The organism is Aliiroseovarius sp. CAU 1755 (assembly GCF_054482655.1).
In genome coordinates this window covers 562,550-577,836 of sequence record NZ_JBTLRH010000002.1, presented here as the reverse complement: position 1 = coordinate 577,836, position 15,287 = coordinate 562,550, and the positions used below count along the sequence as shown (strand labels likewise).

12 protein-coding genes and 1 pseudogene are annotated in these 15,287 nt (G+C 54.6%); 11 read left to right on the top strand and 2 right to left on the bottom strand.

Annotated elements, in window-relative coordinates:
* Positions 1–351: 351 nt before the first annotated feature.
* From ACXYMP_RS09900 to ACXYMP_RS09865, 8 genes are all read left to right on the top strand, one after another.
* On the top strand, positions 352–1,383 hold the full coding sequence (locus tag ACXYMP_RS09900) for a LacI family DNA-binding transcriptional regulator (RefSeq protein WP_458905998.1): 1,032 nt from the start codon (positions 352–354) through the stop codon (positions 1,381–1,383).
* Between the two features lie 118 nt (positions 1,384–1,501).
* A complete protein-coding gene (locus tag ACXYMP_RS09895; RefSeq protein WP_458905996.1) occupies positions 1,502–2,788 on the top strand; it encodes an ABC transporter substrate-binding protein in 1,287 nt (428 codons plus the stop codon).
* 216 nt (positions 2,789–3,004) lie between these two features.
* Positions 3,005–3,880, top strand: a complete 876-nt coding sequence (locus ACXYMP_RS09890; protein ID WP_458905994.1) for a carbohydrate ABC transporter permease — start codon at positions 3,005–3,007, stop codon at positions 3,878–3,880.
* A gap of 12 nt (positions 3,881–3,892) precedes the next feature.
* Complete coding sequence (locus tag ACXYMP_RS09885) at positions 3,893–4,726, top strand: carbohydrate ABC transporter permease (RefSeq protein WP_298565113.1); 834 nt, start codon at positions 3,893–3,895, stop codon at positions 4,724–4,726.
* 9 nt (positions 4,727–4,735) lie between these two features.
* On the top strand, positions 4,736–5,740 hold the full coding sequence (locus ACXYMP_RS09880; protein WP_458905992.1) for an ABC transporter ATP-binding protein: 1,005 nt from the start codon (positions 4,736–4,738) through the stop codon (positions 5,738–5,740).
* Complete coding sequence (locus ACXYMP_RS09875) at positions 5,737–6,510, top strand: L-iditol 2-dehydrogenase (protein ID WP_458905990.1); 774 nt, start codon at positions 5,737–5,739, stop codon at positions 6,508–6,510. Before ACXYMP_RS09880 ends, ACXYMP_RS09875 begins: the two co-directional genes overlap by 4 nt.
* Positions 6,510–8,006, top strand: coding sequence for a mannitol dehydrogenase family protein (locus tag ACXYMP_RS09870; RefSeq protein ID WP_458905988.1), 1,497 nt, complete (start codon positions 6,510–6,512; stop codon positions 8,004–8,006). Before ACXYMP_RS09875 ends, ACXYMP_RS09870 begins: the two co-directional genes overlap by 1 nt.
* A 68-nt stretch (positions 8,007–8,074) precedes the next feature.
* Positions 8,075–9,001, top strand: a complete 927-nt coding sequence (locus ACXYMP_RS09865; protein ID WP_458905986.1) for a carbohydrate kinase family protein — start codon at positions 8,075–8,077, stop codon at positions 8,999–9,001.
* Positions 9,002–9,771: 770 nt separating this feature from the next.
* Here ACXYMP_RS09865 and ACXYMP_RS09860 read toward each other — a convergent pair.
* Together ACXYMP_RS09860 and ACXYMP_RS09855 are read right to left on the bottom strand one after the other, a co-directional pair.
* Positions 9,772–10,059, bottom strand: a pseudogene (locus tag ACXYMP_RS09860) (DNA methyltransferase); the annotation flags it as partial.
* A gap of 820 nt (positions 10,060–10,879) precedes the next feature.
* Positions 10,880–11,140 (bottom strand): hypothetical protein, encoded by a 261-nt coding sequence (locus tag ACXYMP_RS09855; RefSeq protein ID WP_458905984.1) that lies wholly within the window; start codon positions 11,138–11,140, stop codon positions 10,880–10,882.
* 352 nt (positions 11,141–11,492) lie between these two features.
* Between ACXYMP_RS09855 and ACXYMP_RS09850 the strand changes: the two genes are divergently transcribed.
* The 3 genes from ACXYMP_RS09850 to ACXYMP_RS09840 all read left to right on the top strand — a co-directional run bounded on the left by ACXYMP_RS09850 (position 11,493) and on the right by ACXYMP_RS09840 (position 15,120).
* Positions 11,493–12,548 (top strand): PqqD family peptide modification chaperone, encoded by a 1,056-nt coding sequence (locus tag ACXYMP_RS09850; RefSeq protein WP_458905982.1) that lies wholly within the window; start codon positions 11,493–11,495, stop codon positions 12,546–12,548.
* 566 nt (positions 12,549–13,114) lie between these two features.
* Entirely contained in the window at positions 13,115–13,780 is a 666-nt protein-coding gene (locus tag ACXYMP_RS09845) for a response regulator transcription factor (protein ID WP_458905980.1), read from the top strand.
* On the top strand, positions 13,777–15,120 hold the full coding sequence (locus tag ACXYMP_RS09840) for a sensor histidine kinase (RefSeq protein ID WP_458905978.1): 1,344 nt from the start codon (positions 13,777–13,779) through the stop codon (positions 15,118–15,120). Before ACXYMP_RS09845 ends, ACXYMP_RS09840 begins: the two co-directional genes overlap by 4 nt.
* Positions 15,121–15,287: the final 167 nt, after the last annotated feature.

The following is a 15,287-nucleotide window of genomic DNA, read 5'->3' as shown; positions in this document are numbered from 1 at the left end:
CACCAGAGCGGCCATTGAAAGTCGGTCTGAGGCGCAAATTTCAAACCTCACTTTCGCCGCGGTTACTTCGACCATCGAGACGTGCAACCTTCCGGACTTTCTCTGGCACGCTATTGATTGCGGAGCCTTTCTTTGCGCCTACGGCAGAGTTTTTGCTGCGACGCAACTGTTGTCGCCAAGCCGGCCAGTGAACTCTGTGACGAGACGTTGCGACCATCCTGTCTCCACCGTGTATCGGGGGAACGAGTAAGAAATAAATTAACGCGCGCCAAATTCAAACTTTACAGAAATAAGTTTTCTGAGCATCCTTGGAAATCAGGAATATCAAGATGGCAACGGAAGGGTTCGCCAATGACGGATCAAAAAATCAAGAACATGGAGGACTTTGCGGCGGTTAGCGGAATCTCCCGTCCGACGATTTCGAAGTATTTCAATGATCCTGATAGCGTTAGGAAGTCCACCCGCGCGAAAATCGAGACTGCGTTAGAGAAATATGACTATCGGCCGAACATTTATGCGGTCAATCAGAATCGACGTCAGACTAAGAACATTGGTTTGGTGGTTCCCAATTTGACCGATCCCTTTTTCGCCGGGTTTGCTCGAACAATTGAGGGGCTAGTCGTCGAGGCTGGTTATAATCCGTTGTTGCTCAGTTCTCATGGCGGGCCAGAGCAAGAACTTGCCAACCTCGACAGCCTTCGGTCCATTAAGCCCGCCGGTGTGTTGTTGGCACCGCTCGGTCGGGCATCGCTGGAAGAGCGGGTCGCGGAGTTCACAAATGAAGTCCCAACCGTGTTGTTTGACGCCAACCTCGAAGGAATTGGCGAGGCGTTCTTCGGTTCAGACAACAATCAAAGTATTGGCTTGATTGTTGACTATCTGTGTCGATCAGGCGAGCCACCGGTATTCTTTGAAATGAAGGCACCAATCAACCCAAACGCTTACAAACGACGCACAGCCTATTTGGAAGCAATGGAACGATTGGGGCATGAGCCACATCTGATTCAGGTTAATGGGCAGGGGTGGAACTTTGAAGAAATCGGTTTTCGCGACGGGGCACGGGTCCTGACAAACCAGCGGCTGCCCTCAAATACGATTTTATGTTCAAACGACCGACTCGCAATAGGTTTGCTGTCGGCTGCATTTGAGAACGGTTTGAAGGTCGGCTTAGAAGCGGATTCTTTTCTTAGAATTGCAGGACATGATGATCACCCATTCTCGCGCTTTACATGTCCAAGTTTGACTACAGTTTCGCAGGATTATGAGGCCATCGCCGCAAAAAGTGTCGAGACGGTTTTGTCCTTGGTCGATTCTAGAGAACGACCCAAAAAGCGCGAGGAAATTCTATTTGAGGGTAAGCTTGTCATGCGCGGCTCCGCGTAAATCCCTGATAAGATTAACCTTTGATTGTAAAATTTACGCGAGTAAAAAACATGATTGACGCGAAGTAATAATCGTTGGTAGCGTTTACGCTCAACATCCTATCTAGGGAGGAACCCGGATGTCTTTTAAGAATGCACTTTGCGCAGCTAGCGCAATTGCCCTTTTGGGGGGAGCTGCCGCGACCGCCGACAGCCTGACAATCGCGATCGTGAACAACGGTCACATGATCAACATGCAAAAGGTCGCCGAGGCCTATACAGCGGAAACCGGGGTCGAACTCAATTGGGTCTCTCTGGAAGAAGGCGTCCTGCGCGAACAGGTCACGTCGGACACCGCAACTGGTGGTGGTCAGTATGACATCATCAACATCGGCATGCAGGAGGCACCCATCTGGGGTGCAGCTGGTTGGATCGAACCACTGAGCTTCAGCGCTGAATACGATGTGGACGACATCCTGCCCGCAATGCGCAACGGTCTGTCGCATGAAGGTACGCTTTATGCCGCGCCGTTTTATGGTGAATCGTCGATGGTCATGTACCGCAAGGACCTTGCCGACGCAGCCGGTGTGACCATTGCCGACAACGACAGTTGGGACAACATCAAAGCCGCCGCGGCTGCAATCCACGATCCTGATAATGGCGTTTACGGCGCCTGCCTGCGCGGCAAGCCGGGCTGGGGCGACAACATGGCGTTCATCACCACGGTCGTTAACTCGTTCGGTGGCGCTTGGTTCGATGCCGACATGAAGCCTGTTCTGGACAGCGCCGAATGGAATGCTGCGATCAACTTCTACGTTGACCTGCTTGGCAACTACGGACCTCCGGGTTCAGAAGGCAATTCGTTCAACGAGATCCTTGCGCTCTATAACGAAGGTAAGTGTGGCATGTGGATCGACGCGACGATCGCAGCTTCGTTCCTTGAAGTCGACGGTGTCGCCTACGCTCAGTCGCCGAACGCTGGCAACCCTGTTGGGGCCAACTGGCTGTGGGCATGGGCAATGGCGATCCCAGCCGGGTCCCCGAACGCTGAAGCTGCCGGTGACTTCATCGAGTGGGCAACCTCGAAAGACTATGTGAAAGCCGTTGGCAACCACCCGGACTTCGGTTGGGGTTCTGTTCCGACCGGTCAGCGTGCTTCGACTTATGCGATCCCTGAATTTCAGGCCGCAGCGGGTTTTGCAGCTGCCGAACTGGCCGCGATTGAAAGCGCCGCACCAGGGGCAACTGACCTGAAACCTTACGTTGGTGTTCAGTTCGCCGCGATCCCGGAATTCCCGGAAGTAGGTTCGGCTGTCGCTCAGGAAATGGCGGCTGCATTGTCCGGCGCTAAGTCGGTAGAGGATGCGCTGGCCGCATCGCAAGCTGCAGCTGATGCGATCATGCGAGAAGCTGGTTATTACGAGTAACCGTAAAATAAGGAGGGCCTGCTCTCGCCGGGCCCTCTGACCACTTGACCGCATTTGTTGAAACAACGACCCCGCGGTACTTTAAGTCCAAACATTCGCGACTAACACGTCACAAGCAGAGCGATGGCTTCGTTTTGCTAGGAGGATAGACTAATGTCTGACAGAAAGCTTCCTAGGCTTCTTCAAACTCCAGCGGTACTTCTGCTTTTGGTTTGGATGCTTATCCCACTTGGGATGACGCTTTACTTCTCGTTCATCCGGTATGTGCTGAATAGCCTTCGCCGCCCGGAATGGACGTCACCGAGTCTGAGCAACTGGCGTGGGTTCGGAAACTATGAATTTGTTCTGAAATCCAAAGACTTCCTGCTCGCCATCCAAAACAGCCTCTTCATCGTGTGCAGCATCCTGTTTCTGACCGTCATTCTAGGTGTGCTGATTGCGGTTCTGATCAACAAGGCCTTCCCGGGACAAGGGATTGTCCGGGTATTGCTGATCTCACCGTTCTTCGTAATGCCTGCGGTTAATGCAGTGCTTTGGATCAACATGATCCTTGATCCTGTCCTGGGTTTGCAGGGGATCGCAGTTGCTGGAATAAACGAAATCATGGATGGGTTGCGACAGATGCCCGTTCTCGGCGGCTTCTTCTCGCTTTGGCCAGAATTCGAACCGGTTTCGTTCCGCGCGACCCAAACATCGGCCATCGCCGTGATCATGATGGTGACCTGGCAATGGACGCCTTTTGCGGTCCTCATCTTCATGACCTCGCTCCAATCCGAGGACCAGCAACAAAAAGAAGCTGCAGTTCTGGATGGCGCAAGCACCTGGTCGCAGTTCCGGTTTCTGACATTGCCGCATCTGGGCCGCCCGATTGCCATCGTGGTGATGATCCAAGCGATTTTTCACCTGTCGTTGTATGCGGAAATTGAAATCGTGAGCCGGGGCAACGGGAACAAGAACTTGCCCTATCTGATCGGTGAATTCGCCAACAACAATATCGGCGCAGCCAGTGCCACCGGCATCTTCGCCGTAATCCTCGCCAACATCGTCGCGATCTTTCTGCTGCGTATGGTTGGCAAGACTTTGATGGAATAGGAGGGCTAGATCATGGCAATCGTTGCACAATCCTCGAAATTCAGCACCTATGGACGGCCCGTTTTGGCCTGGGCTGTCGGACTGCTTTTCTTCTTCCCTATCTTCTGGATGGTTCTGACAAGCTTCAAAACAGACGCCGACGCGGTGAAGCCTGAGTTCCTATTCTTCTTCACCCCAACGCTTGAGAACTATCTCAACATGACCGAGAACTATGACTATTGGCGCTTCGCCCGTAACTCTGTCATCTCGGCCGTATCGGCGACAGCATTTACGTTGGTAGTTGGCGTCCCTGCTGCCTATGCGATGGCGTTCAACCCAAGTCGTGCGACCAAAGACGTTCTGATGTGGATGTTGTCGACCAAGATGCTTCCCGCAGCGGCGGTCCTGTATCCGATGATCTTTCTTGCCAAAGGCGTCGGGCTTTATGACACGCATATCCTGGTCATCACTGTGCTGTGTCTGATCAACCTGCCAATCGCAATCTGGATGCTGTTCACCTACTTCAAGGAAATCCCGAAGGATATCATCGAAGCGGGCAAGATGGACGGCGTCAACACTTGGGGCGAGATCAAAGAGATCCTTGTACCCCTTGCTTGGGGCGGCATCGCGTCAACCGCGCTTCTGGTCTTCATCTTTTGCTGGAACGAAGCCTACTGGACGGTTCGCCTTACCACCATCGACGCGGCCACACTCTCCAAGCTCATTGAAGGCAACCGCGCGCCAGAAGGTCTGTTCTTTGGACGCCTTTCAGCAGTCTCAACCGCAGCCGTCGGACCAATCGTTGTCCTAGGATGGTTCTGCCAGAAACAACTTGTCCAAGGCTTGACCTTCGGCGCTGTGAAATAAGGAAAGATCATGGGACGTATTGTACTCGATCAAGTATCCAAGAAGTTCGGTGACGTCGAAGTCATCCCTCCGTTGGACCTGACCATTGAAGACGGAGAATTTGCCGTATTTGTCGGTCCGTCCGGCTGCGGGAAATCCACGCTTCTGCGCATGATTGCGGGTCTTGAGGATCTAACATCCGGTAACATCGAGATCGACGGTGAGGTCGTGACCGAGGTCCCGCCTTCGAAACGTGGTTTGGCCATGGTGTTCCAGTCCTATGCACTTTATCCGCATATGACGGTGCGCAAGAACATCGGATTCCCACTCCGGATGGAAAAAATGGCGCCGGACGAGATTGACAAGCGTGTCGAAGCCGCTGCGTCGTCTTTGAACCTGAACGACTATCTGGACCGCAAACCGGGGCAGCTTTCCGGTGGTCAGCGTCAGCGGGTCGCGATTGGACGCGCTATCGTACGAGACCCTTCGGCATTTCTGTTCGACGAACCTCTGTCGAACCTTGACGCTGCATTGCGGGTCGGTATGCGCCTTGAAATCAGCGAGATGCATGAACGCATGCAGACCACCATGATCTACGTGACGCATGATCAGGTTGAAGCGATGACAATGGCCAACAAGATCGTCGTTCTTCAGGCCGGTGTGATCGAGCAGGTCGGCTCGCCGTTGGATCTGTATCACAAACCTCAAAATGTGTTCGTGGCAGGCTTCATCGGCTCGCCAAAGATGAACATCTTTTCCGGTCCGGAAGCTGAAAAACTGGGGGCGCACACCATCGGTATCCGTCCAGAGCATACTGACGTCAGCATGACTGAGGGCGCCTGGAAAGGAACCGTGGGTGTTGCGGAACACCTTGGGTCAGACACGTTTATCCACGTTCATGACACCGGGCTTGCGGATATAATCACGGTTCGTATCAACGGGGATATCTCGGTGAAGCACGGGGACGAAATATACCTGACCCCGCAAGCGGACCAGATTCACAAATTCGACGCACAAGGGCTGCGGGTCGAATGAGCCGTCTGGCAGGCAAATCTGCACTGATAACAGGGGCCGCCCGGGGGATCGGGTTGGCCTTTGCCAAGGCCTATGTGGCCGAGGGCGCGCGGGTTGCCATTGCGGACATCGACCTTGAACGGGCGCGTGACGCTGCAGCCGAGATCGGTGACACTGCATTTGCCGTTGAAATGGATGTCACCCGACAAGACAGCATCGACGCCGCCATTCTCAAAACGGTGTCGGTGTTCGGTCAGATAGACATTCTGATCAACAACGCTGCATTGTTCACTGCTGCGCCGATCGTTGATATCACGCGTGAAGAATATGCGCGGGTTTTTGAGGTCAATGTTGCCGGAACCCTGTTCACACTACAGGCCGTTGCACGTCAAATGATCAAGCAAGGTATTAAGGGCAAAATCATCAACATGGCCAGTCAGGCAGGGCGTCGGGGCGAACCCCTTGTTGCCACCTATTGCGCCTCAAAGGCTGCTGTCATCAGTTTGACCCAGTCCGCCGGACTGAACCTCATCGCGCATGGGATCAACGTGAATGCGATCGCCCCGGGGGTTGTGGACGGCGAACACTGGGACGGCGTTGATGCCCTATTTGCCAAGTATGAGGGCAAGGCACTGGGGCAAAAGAAAAAAGAAGTTGGCGAAGCCGTCCCCTTCGGGCGCATTGCACAGGCCGAAGACATAACTGGGATGGCGATATTTCTCGCCTCACAAGACGCCGATTACATCGTTGCACAGACCTATAATGTCGATGGCGGAAACTGGATGAGCTGATGGAAGATCTCGCGCAGGAAACCGATCTTATGAACCTAAACAACGCTACACTTAACCAACTCCCCGAGGCCGTCCTGCGCCCGCTCTATGACCGTGAGCGGCTGACACCCGGGATTGTTCACATAGGCGTTGGAAATTTCCATCGTGCCCACCAAGCATGGTATCTGCACCGCCTGATGCAACAAGGCGAAGCGTTTGATTGGGCGATCATTGGCGCGGGTGTTCGTCAATATGACGCCAACATGCGGGAAAAGCTGCTGGTGCAGGACTGTCTGACAACGCTGATTGAACTGGATCCATTGTCCGCGACTGCTGAAGTTATCGGCTCAATGATTGATTACCTTCCCATTGAGGAGGGCAATGGCGCACTGATCGAACGAATGGCTCTGCCAGACATCCGCATCGTAGCGATGACTGTGACCGAAGGTGGATACTTCATCGACCCAGCCACCAAAGGGTTTGATCCGACGCACCCAGACATTATCCACGACTTTCACAATCCTGATGCTCCAAGAACCGCGTTCGGAGCAATTGTCGCAGCACTTCGTTTGCGCCGCGAAAGCGGTGTCGGCCCCTTTACGTGCCTTTGCTGTGACAACCTGCAGGGCAACGGGGATGTGCTGCGCCAAACTGTTGTGTCGTTGGCGCGCCTGTCCGACCCAAATCTGGCAAATTGGATAGACGCAAACTGCACATTTCCAAATTCCATGGTCGACAGCATTGTACCGGCAACCGGTCCCAACGAGCTGGCATTGGCGCATAAACTAGGCATTGATGATATGGCGCCTGTGACCCATGAAAGCTTCCGGCAATGGGTGATGGAGGATGACTTTTGCGCTGGACGCCCGAACTGGGAAAATGTCGGCGCGACCTTTACGGACGATGTCCACAGTTACGAAACGATGAAAATCAGAATTTTGAACGGTGGGCATCAGGTGATCGCAGTTCCGGGCGAAGTGCTCTCGGTCAAGACGATTGCAGATTGCATGAGACACGATCTGATCAGCCGGTTCTTTGCCAAAGTCGCGCATGAAGAAATCGCTCCGCTGGTCAATCCAGTCTCGGGCATGGCCACAAAAGAATATGTCGGGTTGGTCCAAAAGCGGTTCTCGAACCCCAAGATCATCGACACAACCCGTCGGGTGGCCTTCGACGGGTCCTCCCGTCATCCGGGCTTTGTTATCCCGTCTATCCGTGAAGGTCTGGCGAAAGGCACTCCGATCGAAGGGCTTACCCTGGTTGAAGCGGCCTGGGCACGTATGTGCGAAGGCACACGTGGAGATGGCAGCAGAATTGAGCCCAATGATCCAAACTGGGACGACTTGAATGTGAAGGCTTTGGAAGCTCGCGCAAATCCAAGAGCATGGCTTGAGATGAGCCAATTCTACGGGGAGCTCGCTGAGGAGCCTCGTTTTGCGGATGGTTTCGGCCGGTGGCTCTGCTTGATTTGGGACGAGGGGTTGGAAGCGGCGATCGCAACCTATCTCGAAACCTAAGTCATGACCCATATTCACAATGCAGAACGTGCTACTGGAATTCGCCCCATGTTCATTGAGGAAATCCTATGATCCTTTGTTGTGGTGAAGCTCTTATCGACATGATCCCCGAGCAAACGGTTCAGGGTTTCGATGGCTACGTGCCACGATCAGGTGGTGCGATATTCAATACGGCCATTGGTTTGGGCCGACTTGGGTGTCGAACAGGTCTCTTGAGCGGAATATCAACAGATATGTTTGGCCATCAACTTATGTCCGATCTGAGGGCCAGCAATGTCGACACCCGATATGTCATTCGGTCGGATCGTCCATCTACCCTTGCGTTTGTAAAGCTGTCCGATGGCCACGCGTCGTATTCATTTTTCGACGAAAACTCTGCCGGTCGGATGATTGCACCACATGATCTGCCTGAAAAAATCAGAGATGTTTCCGCCCTGTATTTCGGCGGGATCAGCCTGGCCTGTGATCCGGGTGCCGAAACCTACGCGCAACTCGCTGTAGCGCTTGAGCGTAATTGTGTTGTGATGATCGACCCCAACATCCGGCCCAGTTTCATCAAGAATGAACGGGTATTTCGGGGCCGCCTTGAGCGGCTGTTCGGCTTGGCAGATATTGTAAAAGTCTCGGATGAAGACTTGAACTGGATCTTTCAAAATGCCGACTCGCTCGAATCGAAAGTCGCGCAACTACAGGAATTTAGGCCCTCCATCGTGATCTTGACGCGGGGCAGTTCTGGGGCGCAAGCATGGTTGCCAGATGGGCGATCTATCTTTGTTGCCAGTCAGAAGGTTGATGTTGTCGACACGGTCGGAGCCGGTGACACGTTCAATGCTGGTGTCCTTGCAAGCCTGTCTGAAGCAGGTCTGCTTACCAAAACCGCAATTCAGACGGTGTCAGAAAATGACGTCGCAAAAGCAATTGGTTTCGGGGCGCAAGTCGCTGCAATCAATGTCGGCCGAGCTGGTGCAAATCCACCTTGGCGTGATGAACTTTGATGAAGCGGAAAAAATGAGCGAAACAAGCTTTCTAAGCGCTCAAAGCAGGCGAACCATCCGCGAAAATACGACTGCTCATTCGTGGACTCAGATTTGCTGAAACTTCACGAGTGTCCGCAATTTCCGCCCCACCGCAAAAGACCTGTTTGGTAAAGTGCAGCATTCTTCGTGCTGTGATCGCACGCAGCGAGAACCTGAGGCTTCATCTTTGGGCTCGTTTCAGCCCTTCGCCGCAGCTATCGTTAAGAGCAGCCATGCAGAACACAGCCGCCTTTGGTACGTCGCCGCGAAAGCCCAAAATTGTTCGCACACCTGTCATCTACGCATTCCGCAGGGAATGAATCTTCCAACCCGCTGGCAGGTATGCGGCCACCGCAACGGGTTAATCGTCGGCGCCCCTGCCAGTACCCGATTGCCTCTAGCAACGGATCAAGCGAGCACAGCATTTTTTGGGCGTGCGTATTATCGTCGAGAAGGATTGCGCGCGTACTTTCAACTTCTTCAGTTTCCAAATCCCTGTCGATTTCGACAAGCTCCTGCGCCCACTTGGCCCCTTGCGTTTGCCATTTTTCAAGCTCGACCACATCCTCCTCATCATTGGCCCTTGTATCCGTGCTTCGCCTGTTTTGAAGTCAATATTGCTGTCTGAACCCACTCATCTGCCGGTGGCTTGCCATTGCCGACCTCATAATCCGTAGTTCTCTTGACGCAGGGAAGAGGTGTTTTGTCTTTTGTCGTTGTGCAGCCGCCTGAACCTGCTCTGCTTGTGGTCACCCGCAGAGCACCGGTTCGGCGTCGTCATTTGCATAGGCCTCCGACCGCGCCAGAATGTGATCACAATAGATGCAATCAATTACGCAAAGATAAGCTCTCCGGCCGGGTTTTTCCGCTGCGACCAGCGTTGAGCCAGATCCGCCAAAGACGTCGAGGACGACATCGCCCCGGCCTGACACATCCCGGATAGCATCGGCAATCCTCTGCACCGGCTTGACCGTCGGGTGAAGCGCCAATTCTTGCATGCGGTTGCCGTGGCGGCTGTTGACCCCTCGGTATTGCCAGACATGGGCGTTGTCAGTTTCACCTGACCCATAAAACCCGTCACGATCCTTCGCTGCTCGGGGTCGCGTTTTTCCTGAACATGAGGTGAAATTTCCCTGTTCTAAAAAACAGGAAAATCAGACCGAGACTGGCTAGCTCAAGACTACCACCCCAGCAGACTTCCACAAACGTGCCGTCCTATCTGGATCGTTTTTGGCCTGCAAAATTTGGGACTATTGCCGGGAAGAAACCCAATTTCGTACCAAATCAAGTGATTTGGCGCTTGCTGCGCCTTCGAGGTATCTTCCAACCGGTTATCAATAGACGCCCTGGTTCAGATGCAAATATCAGCAAGAAGTATAGATTTCGGCGGTGGTCAGAAACCGCGACGCACAGCAGCCAGTTCAAATAGATGGACCGCCCATGAAGACGACCCTCTGGCGTAAAAGCTGAATGGCCTCCGCGATCGCTAAGGCGACCACTAACGCGACACCAAGTGACCGAACAGTGCTGTCCATCGTTGTATAACCCAGCAATAGCCGAACCGCCCAAACGTGGTCTGACCAATACGGAAGCATATTCGAAGAGGCATCGAAAGCGTCGGTTTGGACCCCGAAATGAGCAGCAGATGCATGCCAGCCCTTCTCGTTTTGAACATGACAAAACACTGACAATCCAGTTCAGCCAGTTGAAGGCGTGCATTCGCTAGTCTGGTTTCGAGGTGCGAACCCAAATGTGCCAGAACCGAGACTGAAGGATAGAACAAATGACCAAGCAAAATGACAAAGTACTTTCCCGCCGCAAGGCATTCACTGCCATCGGTGGCCTGGCTGTGGCCGCCTATGTGGCGCCCACATTGACCACACTTTCTGCGGCACATGCTGCCAGTTCGTCTTCATCCGCCAGCCCAGCTTCGGCGGCGAGCCCGGCCTCGAAATCAAGCCCGGCCTCGAAAGTAAGCCGTGCCTCGGCCACCAGCCGACCTTCGAGCTCGTCAAGCTCCTCTTCACCAAGCTCAACGTCGTCTCCGACATCCCCAAGCGGCCCAAGCAGTCCCAGCAAGTCGATGACGCCAAGCGAGTGCAGAGACTCCGGCGGCACAGTCGTTACGCGCGATGATGGAGTTTCGGTTTGTAGCCGAAGCTAAGTCGGAAATATCTCATTCGAAACACCGGGTCTGCTTGCAATTCATTTGCTGGCAGACCGGACTGCTTTAGGGCACGTTGGAAATTGAGTAGGATGAGCGGAACCAGCTCAGGATTGAAACGTGGCAAATACGCGATATCTGAATTTTGAAGGTTTGAATCACTCCGTCGCGCTTGAAAACGCGGCGCCTTTAGAGACGATGGTATCGGAGGTATTGTCCGCGTGGCCTCATCAGATTTCCGCGACACAGCCCCAAAACCCACCATTTGTGACAATCAGGCCAGCGGATGACGGTCGGTGGTCGTTGATGACCGAAGACGCGCCATCCGACGTTCGGATTTGGGACTCAGTCAATACCGTCTGTGATCTCGTGGCGGAAACGGCTTGGGAACGTCTGCGGTCCGAGCCTGAATTGCTTTGCCTACACGCCGCGGCTGTCAATTTCGATGGACGGTTGGTTGTCTTCCCCAATGCGCGGCGCGCGGGCAAGAGCACGCTTGCCATTGCGCTGGCGCGGCTTGGTCGGCAGCTTTACACGGACGACTTCTTGCCCGTGCGAATTGATGCAAGCAATCAGACTTGTCTTGGTATTGCGAATGGGGCACCGCCACGTATTCGCCTTCCCGTTCCGAAAGACTTCAGCGATGCTTTTCACGCGTGGGTGGGTCAGGATCGTGGCCCGTCAAATCGACAATACAAGTATCTTTTGGACGCTCAGATAGCGCCACATGGAGAAACATTGCCGCTTGGCGCAATGGTGGTGCTTGATCGGCAGGATGATCCGGTCGAACCAGTCCTCGCCCCCATGGCGCGCGAGGATGCGCTGGAAAGCCTGATCTCTCAGAACTTTGCCCGCACACGACATGCTGGCGCGATCCTGAAATCGATCGACGTGATCACGCGACACCTTCCGATCTATCGGTTGAGCTATCACAGTGGTGAGGCTGCGGCAGAATACCTCTCGGGTCACTCCGATTTGAAATCGCTCCCGGCGACCCGGTTTGCAGAACTTGCACAGGATGATCGCCAAGCGCCGTTAAACCAGATTGGCCAATCCACCCCCGAATTCGCGGCGGTTCGGCAGTATGTTCAGGCAACGAACGTGACCGAGACGCAGGCGGGCAACGACAGTTTTCTTGCAGATGGCACAGGTTTGGCCATATTTCGATTGAACCCGGTCTCGACTGCGATCTGGCGACTGCTGGGAGAGCCGACCGATCTCGACGAAGTCGTGTCCCTTCTGGCAGCAGCCTTTCCCGATGTCCCCGCAGATCAGATCACCACCGATTGCGAGCAGTTGATGCGTGGTTTGGCCGAGGCGCGTCTGATCCTGCCGGTCGCTTCAAAGGTTGCGGCGCAATGAAACGCAACAATCGCATATCACGCCGCGAGGCTTTGAAGCGTCTGGGTTTGGGCGCGGCCGGCGCCTATATCGCCCCTAGCTTAGCTGGATTAAGCATGGCCAGAGCGGCTTCAAGTTCATCGCCACCGTCGCCTGCCAGTAGGGCAACACCCCCAAGTCCGGCGTCACCGGCTTCCCGCCCTAGCCCAGTGAGCAGAGCGAGCGCCCCTTCAGGTCCAAGCCGTCCAAGCGGTCCAACTGGTCCAAATGGCAGCGGTGGGTCGCAGCCGAGTGGCCCTAGCGGACCCGGCAAATGCAAACGATCTGCGATTTCAGGGGACGCCCAGATATCGCGCCGGGATTACCAACGTGCACAACGCGCCATTTCGCGTGGTGACGCGCGACCGTTGCGCGAAGTGCTAAGCAACGTTCGCGCCAAACACCCCGGGAAAGTTTTACATGTAGGGTTTTCCGAGAACGGGACCAGACCGACCTTCAACGTGTTGATTGTTGGGTCGTCTGGCGCCGTGATTTCGGTGACCGTTGACGCCAAATCCGGCCGAGTCACAAGCATGCGGAAGTGCTGAATGCGTATTCTGATCGTCGAAGATGAACAAAAGATTGCGGAACTGATTGCCGATGTTCTGAAAGGCGAAGGCCTTGTCCCCGAGATCGCCCGGGACGGGGAAGAAGGCTGGTTTCTCGGCAGCACCGAAAGCTATGCTGCGGCGATCCTTGATATTGGTCTGCCCAAACGGGATGGGCTTTCGGTTCTGCGTAGCTGGCGTGATGAAGGCCAGGATATGCCGGTTATTTTGCTGACCGCTCGGGCAAACTGGAACGAACGGGTCGAAGGCATTGATGCAGGCGCGGACGACTATCTGGGAAAGCCCTTTCAGATGGAAGAACTCATCGCACGCCTTCGCGCGTTGCTGCGGCGTTCAAGCGGGCAGAAAACAACGACATTGGAAGCCGGACCGCTGCGCATTGACCTCAGGCAGATGCGCGTGTCCATCGACGGGCGCCCGTTGAAGGTCACACCTTTGGAGTACCGGCTTCTCAATTACCTCATGCACAATCGTGGTCAGGTGGTTGCGCAAGAGGAGCTTGCCGAAAACATCTACTTCCGAGATCAGGAGCCCGACAGCAATGCAATTGAAGTCCTGGTAGGGCGTTTGCGCCGCAAAATTGGGAGCGATGTGATCGAAACACGACGCGGGTTTGGCTATATGATCGCTGAAGATCCTCAATGAGAATGTCATTAAGCCTGCGTCTGTTACTGGCGGCTGCCATCACGACCACTCTGGCGCTGGTGGCGACGGTTATCGTGTTCAACTTCTTGTTCCGGCTGTATTTCGAAGACCGGGCGCGCGATGAGTTGGAGACTTACCTCCTGCTTTTGACCGGCAACATTGGCGTAAGCGCCGACGGTGAAGTTGAAGTGACGCCCATATCGGACCCCCGGTTCAATCAGGCCTTGTCTGGTTATTACTGGCAAATCCAAGTTGATGACAAAGACCCCGTTCTGTCGCCTTCGTTCTGGGCGGCGCCTTTGGCGTTGGATCGCCCGGATGCGCCGGGGGTCATCTCGTATGCCAACGTCAACACCGGGACTGGCGATGCGGTCGCCGTCGCGAGTTGGGTGGTCACGATCGGAGAGGGCGCCACCCAGCGAGAGGTCTTTCTGGCGATTGCCATTGACCGCGAAGACCTGGATCTGTCGGTTTCAGGATTTTTTACCAACTCTGTTATTTGGCTGGCCATATTGGGCCTGTTTCTGTTCGCGGCGGGTTGGGTTCAGGTCAAACTTGGGCTGAACCCACTGAAAAAAATTCGTTCAGAAATTGGCGGTGTCAGCAAATCGCCCAAAGTGCGGTTGTCATCGGATTATCCGTCCGAGGTTCTGCCGCTTGTTGAAGAAGTGAACCAACTTCTGGATGCAAATGCAGAGGCGCTTGAACGCGCCCGATCGCGCGCCGGGAATCTGGCGCATGGTTTGAAAACACCGCTGACGATCATGCACGGAGTCGAACGCAAGTTGCGCCGTGGCGGGAACGACGCGCTCGCCGACGAATTGATGTCGGAAATCACCAGCATTCAACACACGGTCGAGCGTGAGCTGGCGCAGAGCCGCGACAGCCATCAGAGACGGCGGCGCTGTGCTATTCACCCGATTGCCACCCGTCTGCATCGCGCCCTGAGCCGCCAACCCGGGGCCGAGCACATTCAATGGGATATCGAAGTGCCTGAGACCTTGTATGCACCCTTTGATGAGTTTGATTTGACCGAGCTTCTGGGCAACTTGCTTGATAACGCGATGAAATGGTCGGAAAGTCGTATCTGCGTGCGGGCTGGGCAGGATGGCTCGCACGCGTTCCTGTCCGTCGATGACGACGGCTCCGGCATTCCGGACGCTGAGATATCTTCCGTTCTGAAACGTGGCGGTAGATTGGACGCAAAGCAACCGGGGGCGGGTCTGGGTTTGACCATTGTAAACGATATGGCCCAAGCGCACGGCTGCGTTCTGTCGCTCCAACGCTCATCACTAGGGGGGTTGAGCGCGCGCATAACGTGGTCGGTGAGCCGCGCGTAAACAATGTCTACAGTTTGCGTTCTGCAGCCCAGATCGAACAGAAGGTGTGTCCGCACTGCAGGTGTTGAAAATTCGAAATGCTGCGTACTGAATTATTGGCCGATTCATGGAAATCAATCAGCCAAAAACCTTGTTGCACGCGCAACATCGCAAACACTGTGCGCGAT

Bases quoted from the DNA above. Each gene is read 5' to 3' on its own strand.
- ACXYMP_RS09900 (WP_458905998.1), top strand. From the start codon at position 352: ATGACGGATCAAAAAATCAAGAACATGGAGGACTTTGCGGCGGTTAGC.
- ACXYMP_RS09895 (WP_458905996.1), top strand. From the start codon at position 1,502: ATGTCTTTTAAGAATGCACTTTGCGCAGCTAGCGCAATTGCCCTTTTG.
- ACXYMP_RS09890 (WP_458905994.1), top strand. From the start codon at position 3,005: ATGCTTATCCCACTTGGGATGACGCTTTACTTCTCGTTCATCCGGTAT.
- ACXYMP_RS09885 (WP_298565113.1), top strand. From the start codon at position 3,893: ATGGCAATCGTTGCACAATCCTCGAAATTCAGCACCTATGGACGGCCC.
- ACXYMP_RS09880 (WP_458905992.1), top strand. From the start codon at position 4,736: ATGGGACGTATTGTACTCGATCAAGTATCCAAGAAGTTCGGTGACGTC.
- ACXYMP_RS09875 (WP_458905990.1), top strand. From the start codon at position 5,737: ATGAGCCGTCTGGCAGGCAAATCTGCACTGATAACAGGGGCCGCCCGG.
- ACXYMP_RS09870 (WP_458905988.1), top strand. From the start codon at position 6,510: ATGGAAGATCTCGCGCAGGAAACCGATCTTATGAACCTAAACAACGCT.
- ACXYMP_RS09865 (WP_458905986.1), top strand. From the start codon at position 8,075: ATGATCCTTTGTTGTGGTGAAGCTCTTATCGACATGATCCCCGAGCAA.
- ACXYMP_RS09850 (WP_458905982.1), top strand. From the start codon at position 11,493: ATGACCGAAGACGCGCCATCCGACGTTCGGATTTGGGACTCAGTCAAT.
- ACXYMP_RS09845 (WP_458905980.1), top strand. From the start codon at position 13,115: ATGCGTATTCTGATCGTCGAAGATGAACAAAAGATTGCGGAACTGATT.
- ACXYMP_RS09840 (WP_458905978.1), top strand. From the start codon at position 13,777: ATGAGAATGTCATTAAGCCTGCGTCTGTTACTGGCGGCTGCCATCACG.